This is a genomic window from Streptomyces sp. NPDC058812, assembly GCF_042744565.1.
Lineage (GTDB): Bacteria > Actinomycetota > Actinomycetes > Streptomycetales > Streptomycetaceae > Streptomyces > Streptomyces thinghirensis.
Genome location: NZ_JBHYOB010000014.1, coordinates 77064 through 89744, shown reverse-complemented (window position 1 = coordinate 89744; position 12681 = coordinate 77064). Strand labels below are relative to the sequence as shown.

The 12681-nt window shown below is 73.1% G+C and carries 11 protein-coding genes; 3 read left to right on the top strand and 8 right to left on the bottom strand.

The genetic code is table 11. The features are described from left to right. Positions 1-83 precede the first annotated feature (83 nt). Both ACFW48_RS26450 and ACFW48_RS26445 read right to left on the bottom strand, forming a co-directional pair. Positions 84-1013: an LLM class F420-dependent oxidoreductase gene (locus ACFW48_RS26450; protein ID WP_386318519.1), complete on the bottom strand. Its 930-nt coding sequence runs from the start codon at positions 1011-1013 to the stop codon at positions 84-86. 103 nt (positions 1014-1116) lie between these two features. Then, positions 1117-1812, bottom strand: a complete 696-nt coding sequence (locus tag ACFW48_RS26445; RefSeq protein ID WP_386318517.1) for a DUF5995 family protein — start codon at positions 1810-1812, stop codon at positions 1117-1119. A 174-nt stretch (positions 1813-1986) separates the two neighbouring features. Between ACFW48_RS26445 and ACFW48_RS26440 the strand changes: the two genes are divergently transcribed. Beyond that, complete coding sequence (locus ACFW48_RS26440) at positions 1987-3132, top strand: glycoside hydrolase family 6 protein (protein WP_386318681.1); 1146 nt, start codon at positions 1987-1989, stop codon at positions 3130-3132. Here the strand turns inward: ACFW48_RS26440 and ACFW48_RS26435 are convergent. Beyond that, positions 3114-4538, bottom strand: coding sequence for a uracil-xanthine permease family protein (locus ACFW48_RS26435; protein ID WP_386318515.1), 1425 nt, complete (start codon positions 4536-4538; stop codon positions 3114-3116). The two genes, ACFW48_RS26440 and ACFW48_RS26435, sit on opposite strands and share 19 nt — an antisense overlap. Before the next feature lie 209 nt (positions 4539-4747). On the opposite strand from ACFW48_RS26435, the gene ACFW48_RS26430 reads away from it, so the two are divergent. After that, entirely contained in the window at positions 4748-5206 is a 459-nt protein-coding gene (locus ACFW48_RS26430) for an acyl-CoA thioesterase (protein ID WP_386318513.1), read from the top strand. Here ACFW48_RS26430 and ACFW48_RS26425 read toward each other — a convergent pair. Further along, positions 5166-6377: an MFS transporter gene (locus tag ACFW48_RS26425; protein WP_386318511.1), complete on the bottom strand. Its 1212-nt coding sequence runs from the start codon at positions 6375-6377 to the stop codon at positions 5166-5168. The two genes, ACFW48_RS26430 and ACFW48_RS26425, sit on opposite strands and share 41 nt — an antisense overlap. A 143-nt stretch (positions 6378-6520) precedes the next feature. Between ACFW48_RS26425 and ACFW48_RS26420 the strand changes: the two genes are divergently transcribed. Continuing rightward, positions 6521-7735: an ROK family transcriptional regulator gene (locus ACFW48_RS26420; RefSeq protein WP_386318509.1), complete on the top strand. Its 1215-nt coding sequence runs from the start codon at positions 6521-6523 to the stop codon at positions 7733-7735. 86 nt (positions 7736-7821) lie between these two features. On the opposite strand, the gene ACFW48_RS26415 is transcribed toward ACFW48_RS26420, so the two are convergent. The 4 genes from ACFW48_RS26415 to ACFW48_RS26400 all read right to left on the bottom strand — a co-directional run bounded on the left by ACFW48_RS26415 (position 7822) and on the right by ACFW48_RS26400 (position 12515). Next, the gene (locus tag ACFW48_RS26415; RefSeq protein WP_386318508.1) at positions 7822-8256 is read right to left on the bottom strand and encodes a hypothetical protein; all 435 of its coding nucleotides are present in this window, start codon (positions 8254-8256) and stop codon (positions 7822-7824) included. 13 nt (positions 8257-8269) lie between these two features. After that, positions 8270-9034 (bottom strand): SDR family oxidoreductase, encoded by a 765-nt coding sequence (locus ACFW48_RS26410; protein WP_386318507.1) that lies wholly within the window; start codon positions 9032-9034, stop codon positions 8270-8272. A gap of 105 nt (positions 9035-9139) precedes the next feature. Beyond that, positions 9140-10027: an RNA polymerase sigma-70 factor gene (locus tag ACFW48_RS26405; RefSeq protein ID WP_386318505.1), complete on the bottom strand. Its 888-nt coding sequence runs from the start codon at positions 10025-10027 to the stop codon at positions 9140-9142. A 112-nt stretch (positions 10028-10139) separates the two neighbouring features. Beyond that, a complete protein-coding gene (locus tag ACFW48_RS26400) occupies positions 10140-12515 on the bottom strand; it encodes a chitinase C-terminal domain-containing protein (RefSeq protein ID WP_386318503.1) in 2376 nt (791 codons plus the stop codon). Positions 12516-12681 lie beyond the last annotated feature (166 nt).

Below are 12681 nucleotides of genomic sequence, written 5' to 3'. Positions count from 1 at the left end.
GGCCGGGGGGACCCCCAGAGCACGCACCTGACGCCGCGAGGCCGCCCTTCGGGCGACGACGTGAATTGTCAGACACCCCCTGGCTAGATCCCGTTCGCCCGCGCCTTCTCGTACACCTCCGCGGCGATGTCCTTCAGCTCCTCGGCGTCCCGGGCCGTGCTCTGGAGGTCGAGGAGGATCTCGTCCAGGCCGATCTCGGCGTGTGCGGCGAGGTCCTCGACGATCTGGTCGACGTCGCCGTGGAAGGGACTCCGGCCGGAGGGGGCCAGAGGCGCCTTTCGGTAGCGGGCGTTGGCCCGCAGCACCGTCCGGATCGGCTCCGTACGGCCGCGCTCGGCGGCCAGGTCCCGCAGCCGCCGCCACTGCTCGGCCACGGTCTCGGCGCCGAGGGCGTTCGGCAGCCAGCCGTCGGCGTGGTCGACCAGCCGGCGCCGGGCCCTGCCGCTGCCCGCCGCCAGCAGGACCGGGATCGGCCGGGCGGGCTTGGGGCCGACCACGGCGGACGCGATCTTCGTGAACTCGCCGTCGTACACCACGGGGTCCGGCCCCCAGACCGCGCGGCACACCTCGATCAGCTCGTCCAGGGCCCGCCCGCGCTCGGCGAAGGGCCGCACGGACGCCGCCGCGTACTCGTCGTGCGACCAGCCCGTGCCGAAGCCGGCGACGACCCGGCCGCCGCTCGCCGCGTCCAGCGAGGCCAGCGCCTTCGCGAGCTGGAAGGGGACGTGCAGCGGGGCGACCAGCACGCTGGAGCCCAGCTCCGCCCGCTCGGTGGCCGCGGCGGCGAGAGTCAGGGTGACCAGCGGTTCCGCCACATCGCGGTACTGGTCCGGCCAGGGCAGCCCTTCGATGCCGTACAGCCCTTGCGTGGCGGGCTCGGGGAACAGGGCACGTTCGAAGACCCACAGGCTCTCGTAGCCGATCCCTTCCGCCGCGCGGGCCACGTCGGGGACGTCCTCGCCGAGGTCGTACTGCCGCATCTGGGGGAGGCCGAGTCCGAGCCGGGTCGTCATGCCTGGGTGCTCCTTCGCAGTCGGGGTGCGATGTTGCCCAAGGTTTCAACGTACAACGGTCGCACGGGAGTTCCGGGAGCGCGCACCGGGAACGCCGGACGGATCAGTCCGGCAGCGGGGTGAGCAGCATGCGGCCCGCGAAGCCCACCGCCGAGTCCAGCCGTTCGGTGAACTCCCCGGCGACGTCGGGCAGCCGGCGCAGCGCCCACAGCGCGCGGGCCGCCACCCAGGCGGCGTCGCGGGCGCGCTCCAGGCTCCAGGAGCCGAGCAGATGGGTCAGCGGGTCGGCGATCTGCAGGAGGTCGGGACCGGGCATCAGCTCATCGCGGATGCGCTCCTCCAGCGACACGAGGAGATCACCCACCCGGTCGAACTCGTCCTCCAGATCGACGGGTTCGCAGCCGAGCGTACGACAGGTGTCCACCACGGCCAGCGCGAGATCGTGGCCGATGTGCGCGTTGATGCCCGCCAGCGCGAACTGCAGCGGCCGTACGCCGGGATGGCGGCGGAACTGGAAGAGGGGCCGCCAGCACGCGGGCGGCCGGCGCCCGTCCTCCAGCGCGTCGAGGGCGGCCAGGTAGCGCTCCGCGAACCGCACGTCCAGCGCGGTCGCGGCCCGGGCGTCCGTGAAGCGACCGGTGTCGATGTGCCGGTCGACCGCCTCGGTGACGGTCAGGTAGACGCGGTTGAAGACGGCCACCCCGTCCCGGGCGGGCAGCGTCGTGTCGAGGGCGCGCATCCGAGAGAGGACCGTGTCCACCGTCCGGACGGCCGCCGGGACTTGTTCGCAGTGCGCCATGGCGGCAGGGTCGCAGCTTTAGGCTGGCGGGAGTGCCGGCGGGCCCGACGCTTCCCCAGAACGGGGGAACGCGCCCGCCGTGCGGGGGAGGGGGAACCCTACGTGTCAGGCCTTCGTGCCCGGCGCCTGGCCGCTCGCAGGGCCGAGCGCAGGCGGGCCGCCCGCCGCAGCGCGATGGTCGCGGCGGCGTCCGTCGTGGTCGCGGTGGGCACCGCGACCGGCATGCTGTCCGCGCTCGGCGACGACGGCGGCGGGGCGGACGAGGCCCGTCCGGAGGTGACACGGTCACCGCGGCTGCAGTCCCCGCCCGTCGTGCCGTCCCCGTCCCCGTCCCCGTCGACGACGCCGTCGGTCTCCGCCGCGCCCTCCGCCTCGGCGAGGAAGGCGAGTCCCAGTCCCTCACCGAGGAAGAAGTCCGAAGAGGCCGGGAAGGAGAAGCCCCGGGCCGCCGCGGCCTCCACCCGGCTCTACCGGCACCCCGAGTCCCAGGTCCTCGACTGGGTCCGGGCCCACCCCGGCGACCCGCGTCAGGGCGTCATCGAGTCGCGGATAGCCGACCATCCGGCCGCCGTGTGGTTCGCCGACCACACGCCCGCGACCATCACCTCCCGGGTCCGCGCCGTCACCTCGGGCGGTGCCGAGGCGGGCCGGGTGCCGGTCGTCGTGCCGTACGCGATACCCGACCGCGACTGCGGCGGCCACTCCCAGGGCGGGGCGCCCGACCTCGACGCCTACGACGACTGGATCGACCGCTTCGCCGCCGGGCTCGGCACCGGCGACGTCATCGTCGTCCTGGAGCCCGACTCGGTCGCCCAGGCCGAGTGCATGTCCGCCGGTGAACGCGCCGACCGCTTCGCCTCCCTGGCCCGCGCGGGGCGGGTCCTGAAGGACGCCAATCCGAACGCCCGGGTCTACTTCGACGCGGGGCACTCCGGCTGGCACGCGCCCGCCAAGCAGGCGGGCTGGCTCAAGCAGGCGGGCGCCGCCTCGGCCGACTCCTCCGACGGCATCTTCAGCAACGTCTCCAACTTCCACGCCACCGCCGACGAGGTCGCCTACGACCGCGCGGTCCTCGACGCCCTCGGCGGCCCCGCGAGCCTGGGCGCCGTCATCGACACCAGCCGCAACGGCAACGGCGCCCCCTCCGACGGCGAGTGGTGCGACCCGGACGGCCGCAAGCTCGGTCGCGCACCGACCCTGAGCACCGGCATGGGGCGCGTCGACGCCTACCTGTGGGTCAAGCTGCCCGGGGAGTCGGACGGCTGCAAGGGCGAGCCGGGCACCTTCACGCCGTCCTACGCCTACGACTTGGCGCGCTGAGACCCGTCGCCGGACCCGTCGCCGCCGTCGCCGGTCTTCTCGTCGTACGACGACGTGCCCTCGTCCAGCAGCGGCTGCTGCGTCTTGAGGTGGGCCGGGGCGAAGGCCCGCAGCGCGTGGTAGCCGGTGATGACGACCACGGTGCCGAGCGCGATGCCGCTGAGGGAGAAGGTGTCGGTGAACTCCATGCTGACGTTGCCGACGCCGATGATGATGCCCGCGGCGGCCGGCACCAGGTTCAGCGGATTGCGCAGGTCCACCTTGGCGTTGATCCAGATCTGGGCGCCGAGCAGCCCGATCATGCCGTAGAGGATGACGGTGATGCCGCCCAGCACACCGCCCGGGATCGCGGCGACGACCGCGCCGAACTTCGGGCAGAGGCCGAAGAGGAGGGCGAAGCCCGCGGCGGCCCAGTACGCCGCCGTCGAGTAGACGCGGGTCGCCGCCATCACGCCGATGTTCTCGGAGTACGTGGTGTTGGGCGGGCCGCCGACCGCGGTGGACAGCATCGAGCCGACGCCGTCCGCGGAGATCGCCGTGCCGAGCTTGTCGTCGAGCGGGTCGCCGGTCATCTCGCCGACCGCCTTGACGTGTCCGGCGTTCTCCGCGACCAGCGCGATGACGACCGGCAGGGCCACCAGGATCGCCGACCACTCGAAGCTCGGCCCGTGGAAGGACGGCAGGCCGATCCAGTCGGCCTGGCCCACGGCGGAGAAGTCCAGCCGCCAGTGGTCGGTGAGCTTGCCGCTGCCGTCCACCGAGTGGATCTTGCCGAAGACCCGGTCGAGGACCCAGGAGAGTACGTAACCGAAGACCAGCCCCAGGAAGATCGCGATGCGGGACCAGAACCCGCGCAGGCAGACCACGGCCAGACCGGTGAACAGCATCACCAGCAGCGCCGTCCACTGGTCCTGCGGCCAGTAGGTGGACGCGGTGACGGGGGCCAGGTTGAAGCCGATCAGCATCACCACCGCGCCGGTGACGATGGGCGGCATCGCGGCGTGGATGATCCGCGCCCCGAACCGCTGCACGGCGAGGCCCACCAGGAACAGCGCGGCGCCGACCACCAGCACCGCGCCGGTCACGGTGGCGCTGGTGCCGCCCTGGGCGCGGATCACCGCGGCGACACCGACGAAGGAGAGCGAGCAGCCGAGGTAGCTGGGCACCCGGCCGCGGGTGGCGAGCAGGAAGATGACGGTCGCCACGCCCGACATCATGATCGCGAGGTTGGGGTCCAGGCCCATCAGGACCGGAGCCACGAAGGACGCCCCGAACATGGCCACCACGTGCTGGGCGCCGAGCCCGGCCGTGCGGGGCCACGAGAGCCGTTCGTCGGGGCGGACCACCGCTCCGGGTGCGGGCGTGCGCCCGTCACCGTGCAGCTTCCAGCGCACGCCGAGGTCCATGGTGAGGTTTCGCTTTCTCTGTACGTGAGGACTGTCCGCACCATTGTCAGGGGTGCCGGGCGGTCCCCCGCCCCGCGCCCCCCCCGCTGACCAGCACCTTCCCGGCGACCGCTGCTGAGCGTCCGCTTAGGATGGAGAGGGCCGCCGTACGTGAGCGCGTGCGGCCGGCCGTACGTGAGCACAGCCGAGCAAGACCAGGAGCCCCGCCCGTGACCGCCGAAGCCCCCGCCGCGCCCCTTCTCTCCTACGGCCGGCTCGTCCCCGTCACCGTCCACTTCGACGACCTGGACGCGCTCGGCCTGCTGCACAACGCCCGCTACCCGGTGATGGTCGAGCGGGCCTGGGCCGAGCTGTGGACCGAGCACGGCTTCCGCTTCGAGGGCGACTGGGCGGCGGCCGGCGACGCCTGCAACGCGGTCAAGGAACTGACGATCAGCTACGAGGCGCCGGTCACCCGGCCGGGCGCGTACGCCGTCCACCTCTGGCTGGAGCGGCTCGGCACGACCGGGCTGACGTACGGCTTCCGGTTCTGCTCGGCGGACGGCGCCACCACGTACGCCCACGGCGCCCGGGTGCTGGTCCGGCTCGACTCCGGGACGCTGCGCCCGGCGCCGTGGAGCGACACCTTCAGGGCTGCCGGTCGGGCACTCCTGCGTTCGACGGAGTGATCTTCGGGCGGTCCCGGTCCCCGGCGCGCAGCACCTTCGCGAACACCACCAGGCAGCAGGCCAGCGCGGTCACCAGACCGAACGACACCACCAGGCTGGTCGCCTGGGCCAGACCGCCGATCGCGCTCGGGGCGACCAGACCCGAGGTGTACGTGATGGTGGCGACGCCCGCGATGGCCAGGCTGGGGTTGGAGCCGGCGCGCCCGGCCGCCGCGAAGCACAGCGGGACGACCACGGCGATCCCGAGACCCATCAGCGCGAAGCCGGTCATCGCCACCGCGGGATGGCCTCCGACGACGATGAGCAGGCCGCCGAGGGTGGCCAGTACACCGCTCACCCGGACCGTGCGCACCGCGCCGAACCGGTCCACCACCTTGTCCCCGGCGAACCGGGCCAGGGCCATGGTGAGGGTGAAGCCCGTCGTGCACGCCGCCGCCAGACCGGCCGAGGCCTCCAACTGGTCCCGCAGGTAGACCGCCGACCAGTCCAGGCTCGCGCCCTCCGCGAACACCGCGCAGAAACCGACCGCGCCGATCAGCAGCGCCGACCTGGGCGGCAGCGCGAACCTCGGGGGCGGGTCCTCGTCCTCGGCGGGCTGGAGGTCCAGCACCCAGGTGCAGGCGACCAGGCCCGCGACGGTCAGCACGGAGGCGGCCAGGACGTGGTGCAGCCGGGCGTCCGAGCCCAGGTGGGCGGCGAGCGTGCCGGCCGCCGAACCGATCAGGGCACCAGCGCTCCACATGCCGTGCAGGCCCGACATGATCGACTTGTCGAGCCGGTTCTCGATCTCGACGCCGAGCGCGTTCATCGCCACGTCCGACATGCCCGCCGTGGCGCCGTAGACGAACAGGGCCAGGCACAGGGTGAGCAGGTTCGGGGCGAGGGCCGGCAGGACCAGCGCCAGTGTCCACAGGGCCAGCAGACCGCGCAGGGCGGTGCGGGCGCCGAAGCGGTGGCTGACGCTGCCGGCCAGGGGCATGGCGACCGACGCGCCGAGCGCCGGGAACGCGAGCGCCAGACCCAACTGGCCCGCGCTCACCCCGGCGTGGTCCTGGATCCACGGCACGCGCGTGGCGAACGAGCCGGTGACGGCACCGTGCACGGCGAACACGGCCGCCACGGCATACCGCGCGCGCCTCACCGTGCGTTGCTCGTAGACCACTGCGCTCATTCTCGGGCCCCTCCCGTCGGATCTGCGCTGCCGGCTCGGCCGCCTGGCGTCTTTGCGCCGCGTAAACTATCAGGAACCCTGCCTGATAGATAGGGGATTACCGGCGTGGGGCCCCCGCGCCGCCGATCTGGAAGGATCCCGGCATGCCCGCATCCCCGAGCACCGCCCGGGCCATCAACGACCGGCTCGCCCTGCGCCTGCTCCAGCAGGAGGGCCCGTTGACGGCAGGGCAGTTGAAGCAGCTGACCGGCCTGTCCCGCCCCACCGTGGCCGACCTCGTCGAACGCCTCACCGCCTCCGGCCTCATCGAGGTGGCGGGGGAGTCGGGCGAGCAGCGCCGGGGGCCGAACGCCAAGCTGTACGGCATCGTCGCCGAGCGCGCCCACCTCGCCGCCCTCGACGTACGCACCGGGGGCGTCGCCGTGCTGGTCTCCGACCTGCTCGGCCGGGTGCTGGCCGAGGGGTCCGTGCCGATCGGCGACGACACCGGCACCGGGCCCGCGGTGGAGCAGGCGGTGAGCCTGGTCGAGCGGGCGGCGAAGGAGGCCGGGGCCGACCGGCTGCACACCGTCGGCATCGGCGCACCCGGCCTGATCGACCCGGCGAGCGGCGAGCTGCGCGACTCCACCGGTCTGCCCGAGTGGCACCGGCGGCTGATGGCCGCGTTGCAGGAGAAGTTCCCCGAGGCGCGGGTCGGCGTCGAGAACGAGACCAACCTGGCCGCCCTGGCCGAGCAGCGCGACGGGGCTGCCCGGGACCGGGACACGTTCGTCCTGCTCTGGCTCGGCCTGGGCATCGGCGCCGCGGTCGTCCTCGACGGCACGCTGCGGCGGGGCGTCTCCGGCGGCGCCGGCGAGGTCGGCTTCATGCCGGTGCCCGGCACCTCGGGCCTGCCGTCGGCCACCGACTGCGACGGCGGCTTCCATTCCGTGGCCGGGGCGGCGGCGGTGACCGCCCTCGCGGCGCGGCACGGCGTGACGGCGACGTCCGACGGACCCGAGCCGCACGCCGCCGCGCTGGTACGAGAGGCGGTACGCCGGTCGGGAACGGGCCGGGGCCACCGCCCGGACCCGGCGGCCGAGCGTTTCCTCGACGTGCTCGCCGACCGGGTCGCCCTCGGTGCCGCCGCCGTCGTCTCCGTCCTGGACCCCGGCTGTCTGGTGCTGGCCGGTGAGGTCGGCCGGGCCGGCGCCGACGCCCTCGCCGCACGCGTCCAGCACCGCCTCACCCGGATGTCGCCGCTCGCCACCGAGGTACGGTCCAGCACGCTGGGCGGCGGCGCGGTCCTGCGCGGAGCCCTGCTGACCGCCCGCGACCGCGCCCAGGACGAGCTGTTCGCGCCGCCCGAGCGGCCCTGATCCAAGCGGACGTCCCGGCGGAACAGCGCGCATGCCGCTTGCCGCCGGGGCATTCGCTCCCATCCGCGTTCCGCGGCGGGATCCGCTCAGAGCGAGGACTGACGCCCTCCGTGCCCGGGCTCCCGGAAGGCCGCCCCGTCCGCCGCCAGCCACAGCAGTGCCGTCGGCAGCAGGACCGCCACCCCCAGCAGCGCCATGAACCCCGCACCGCTCGCCGCGGACAGGGGCTCCAGGTGCTGGGCGTGGAAGACGAGGTGGGCCACGGAGGACACCAGGTAGGCCACCAGCGCCGTGATCACGAGCCGCCGTTCCATCGCCGCCACCGCCGAGCACAGCACCACCGCGAGCGCGACGCTCGCCCCGCCGAAGTCCCGCAGCAGGTGTTCGTTGTAGGGCGGCAGGTGCGACACCCAGGGCCACTTCCAGAACAGCTCGGGCAGCAGCAGGATCCACAGCCCCACCACCACCTGCGCGCCGGCGAGCAGCCCCAGCCCCGCCCGCAGCCACGTCCGTCTGCTCATCCGCGCCTTCCGCTCATCCGCGCCGCCCGCCCGTCCCGCCGCCGAACCGCCCCGCCAGGTACTCCTCGAACGTCCCCTTGCCCACCGCCCGCTCGGGCGCGAGGTGCCCACCCGCGCGGAACCCCCGGTAAGTCTTCCCCGCGAGCGGCACCTTCACCACGGCCCGCCGGCGCCCCGTCGCGCCCAGATAGGCACGGGCCAGCGACTCGAACGTCCGTACCTCGGGCCCGCCCAGGTCCGCCACCCGCCCGGCGGGCGCGCCACCGGCCAGCTCGGCGAGCCGCTCCGCGACCTCCGCCACCTCCACCGGCTGGTCGGAGACACGGGCCGGCAGCAGTACGACCGGGGCCTTGGCCAGCGCCTGGAGCACCTGCACCACCAGGTCGTGGAACTGGGTCGCCCGCAGCACGGTCCAGCCGAGTCCCGATTCCTCCACCAGCCGCTCGACGGCGAGCTTGGACCGGTAGTAGCCGAGGGGCACCCGGTCCACGCCGACGATCGAGATGTAGACCAGGTGCGCCACCCCGGCCCGCCGTGCCGCCGCGATCAGGTTCGTGGCCGCCCGTTCGTCGCCGCCGCGCGGGCTGGTCGCGCAGTGCACGACCGTGTCCACACCGCCGAGCGCCACGTCCAGACCACTGCCGCCCGCACGCAGGTCGACGGCGTACGGCTGGGCGTGCCGGCTGAGCACCCGCACCTCGTGCCCGTCCGCGCGCAGCCGCTCGGTGACGAGCCGTCCGAGCGTGCCGGTGCCGCCGGTCACCAGGATCGTGGTCATTCTGTTCATCCCCTTCGCCGCGGCGGACGCTCCCGGACGGAGCGCCCCGCCGTCAGCTGGGACGACGTGGCCGGTGCCGGATGTGACACTTCCGGCGAGGGAATGTCAGGGCTGCCCGAGCTGACGGCGTACGAAGTCCAGCTTGTCCGGGTTCATCATGGCCTGCACCTGCGTGATGAGCCCGTCGCGCACTTCGAACGACAGGACACCGACGACCGTGTCGCCGGCCCGTGCGACCAGCGCGCCGGCGCCGTTGACCTCGGTGACGGAGACGTCCCAGCCGGCCGCGAACTTCGGGAGTCCGCCCAGCACGAAGCGGACGACCTTCGTGCGGCCCTCGATCGGGCGCCGCGCCGCGGTCACCTTGCCACCGCCGTCGCTCCACCAGACCACGTCCTCGGCGAGCACCTTCTCCAGCCCGGCCAGGTCGCCGTCACGGGCCGCCGTGAGGAACGACGTGACCAGCTCCTGCTGCCGCTCGGGCGAGGGCGGGAAACGCGTCCCCGGCTCACCCACCCGTGCCACGGCCCGCCGGTAGAGCTGACGGCAGTTCGCCTCGGTCAGTTCCAGCGCCTCGGCGATCTCGCGGTGCCCGTACGCGAACGCCTCGCGCAGCACGTACACCGCCCGCTCGGTCGGCGTCAGCCGCTCCAGCAGGACGAGCATCGCCGTCGACACGGCGTCGCGCCGCTCGGCCGACTCCAGCGGGCCGAGGGCGCCGTCGGAGGTCAGGACCGGCTCCGGCAGCCATGCGCCGACGTAGGTCTCGCGCCGGGCGCGGGCCGAGGTGAGACGGTCGAGGCACAGGTTGGTGACGACCTTGGCCAGCCAGGCGGCCGGCTGCTCGATGCCCGCCCGGTCGGCCCCGCTGAAGCGCAGGTAGGCGTCCTGGACCGTGTCCTCCGCCTCGTCGGCCGAACCCAGCATGCGGTACGCCAGGCCGAACAGACGGGGCCGGTGGCGCTCGAACTCCTCGGCGGTCGTGGTCGTCATGCGCCTCACCCTGCCAGAAGCCCGGCGGGCGCCTCGGGGAGACCCGGCGGGCGTGGAGACCCGGCGGCGGGCAAGGGCCTTCGTCACCGCCGCCGGGCCGGTCTCGCGGGGGTCAGCAGGCGCCGAGGTCCTGCCAGACGCCCCATTCGCCGGTGGTGCCGGGCTCCTCGCCCTTCGTCCACCACTTGGACTTCCACGAGTGCCCCTCGTGGGACACCGTGATGCCGCCGCCGTACGGCGTGGCCGCGTCCCAGGCCGGGGCCGTGCACTGCCCGGTGCCGTCCGTCGGGCTCGGGCTCGGCGACCCGGTTCCCGTGGGGGTGGGCGTGGGCGTCGGGCCCGGCGTCTCCGTCCCGGGCTCCACCAGGGTCGTTCCCCGGGACAGATCACCCGCCAGGGCGTACGTCTTCCCGTCGAAGGAGACCGTCCAGTTCGACGGCGTCGACACCGGCAGGTAGTACACGAAGTCCACCTCGGTGGACGCCCCCGGCGCCAGCGACTGCCAGGCCGGCAGCTTCAGCGACACCCGGTGGTAGTCGCCCTTCAGGCCGCCCACGTTGCCGCCCGTGTGGTCGCTGCGGATCACCGAAGTGCCCCAGCCGGACTGGTCCTTGGCATTGCCGGGCGCGGAGGTGGCGTAGTCGAACCGGAACTCCGTACCGCCGGGCAGGGCCGTCCTCGTGTTGTTGGTGATCTTCAGCGTGGGGCTGATCGGGTAGTTGGAGTCGCCGAGCGGGAACTGCCCGAACTCCACGTCGACGTCGAGCGCCTCGGCCGGCATGTCGATCGTGGCGCGCTCGGCACCGTAGGGGGAGGCGTTCTTGAACGTGTCGTACATCGTGTCCGTCAGCGTCGAGCCCGGCACGTACTGCCCCCGGCCCGCGTCCCAGGCGTAGTCGCCCGCGAGCTCCCACACCATCGTGCCGCCGATGCCGCGGTCGACCACGTAGTCCGCCTTGGCCTTGACCGACTGCTCGTCCTCGGTGGACAGGAAGACCTTCTTCTCGGCGTTCCACAGCCAGGGCGCGACCAGGGTGGAGTCGTACTTGCGGGCGTACGTCCCGGTGAGCTTCGTGCCGGCCGGGAAGCCGTAGTCGGTGACGTAGTCGCCGACGACGCCCTTCTCCAGGTTCTTGGCGTGCCACATCGGGTTGGAACCCGCGGGCGACTCCTCGCCGTTGGTGTCCAGGTCGTGCCACAGGTTGTCGATGCCGACCGCGCCGTCACCGCACTTGGTCAGGCCGGAGCCCGCCGGGCAGTCGGTGGAGGGTGCCTTGCCCCAGAGCCCGTCGGTGCCGCCGGTGACGTTCTTGAAGCCGCGCGTGTAGTACGGCAGCCCGATGTTGACGCGCCCGGCCGGCATCGAACCGCGGAAGTAGTGGTAGGCCCAGTCGGTGTTGAGGTAGCCGATGCCGCCGTACTGGGAGGTGGTGTACACGCCGGCGGCGGCGAGTTCGGAGTCCTTGCCGTCGTCGAAGAGGGAGGCGTTCGGGCCCACGTGCTCGTTCCAGGCGCCGTGCAGGTCGTACGACATGATGTTGACGTAGTCCAGGTACTTCTGGACCTGGAAGGTCTCCATGCCGCGCAGCAGGTATCCGGAGGAGGGGGCGGCGACCGAGAGGAGGTAGTGCCTGCCGTCCGCGGCGCCCGCGCGGTCGAGCTTCTCGCGCAGCGTCTTCATCAGCGCCGCGTAGCCCTCGACCAGCCCGGCCCGGCGGCCGCCCGCGAAGGCCCAGTCGAGCGGGTTGCCCGCGTCCTTCATCGTCGTCGGGTACTCGTAGTCGATGTCCACGCCGTTGAAGCCGTACTTCCGGACGAAGTCGACCGCCGAGTCCGCGAAGGTCTCGATGCCGGCCTGGTTGACCGAGCCGTCGGCGTTGGTGGCCATCGAGTAGAAGCCGCCCGAGTCCACGCGGCCGCCGTCGTCGGCGAAGTAGCCGCCCGTCTCGGCCCAGCCGCCCACCGAGATCATGGTCTTGACGTCCGGGTGCTGCTTCTTGAACTTGTTCAGCTGATTGAAGTGGCCCTTGTAGGGGAGGTCCGGGTCCATCTCGGCGCCCTCGACCCCGGGCCACGTCATGCCCGTCGCCGGGTTCTTCGCGCTGTCCGAACCGACGGACAGCTTGTTGCCGCCGTCCACGTGCGCGAAGGCGTAGTTGATGTGGGTGATCTTGTCCCACGGGATGTCGGAGGCGAGGTAGGCGGGCTTGCCGTCCTTGCCGGTGCGCCAGCTCGTGAAGTAGCCGATCACGCGACGCGGGTGGTCGGCGCCCATCTTCTCGCGGCCCGCGGAGTCGTAGACCGAGCAGTAGGGGACGTCGACGCCGGGGGTCTGGTAGAGGCCGTCGGGGCGGCAGCTCGCCTGGTCGGCGGCCTGCGACGCGGTCGCCGGGAGGCCGGCGAGCACCAGTCCGGCGACGGCGGCGGCCGCCGCGAGCAGGGCCGGTCTCGCTCCGCGGCCGGTTCTGGAGCGTGAGGGGGAAGGCACAGTCGGTTCCTCTCCACGGAAGTTGCGCAGACCCTAGAGAGGACTAGACCAGTGAGTCAATAGGTATGGACCAATCTCAAGGTGGGGCGGCGACGGGCCAGTTGGAGACGGCCGTGCCGCGCCCGAGTCGCATGGGGCAGCTTTCTGTGAGCCACCCCACACAGTC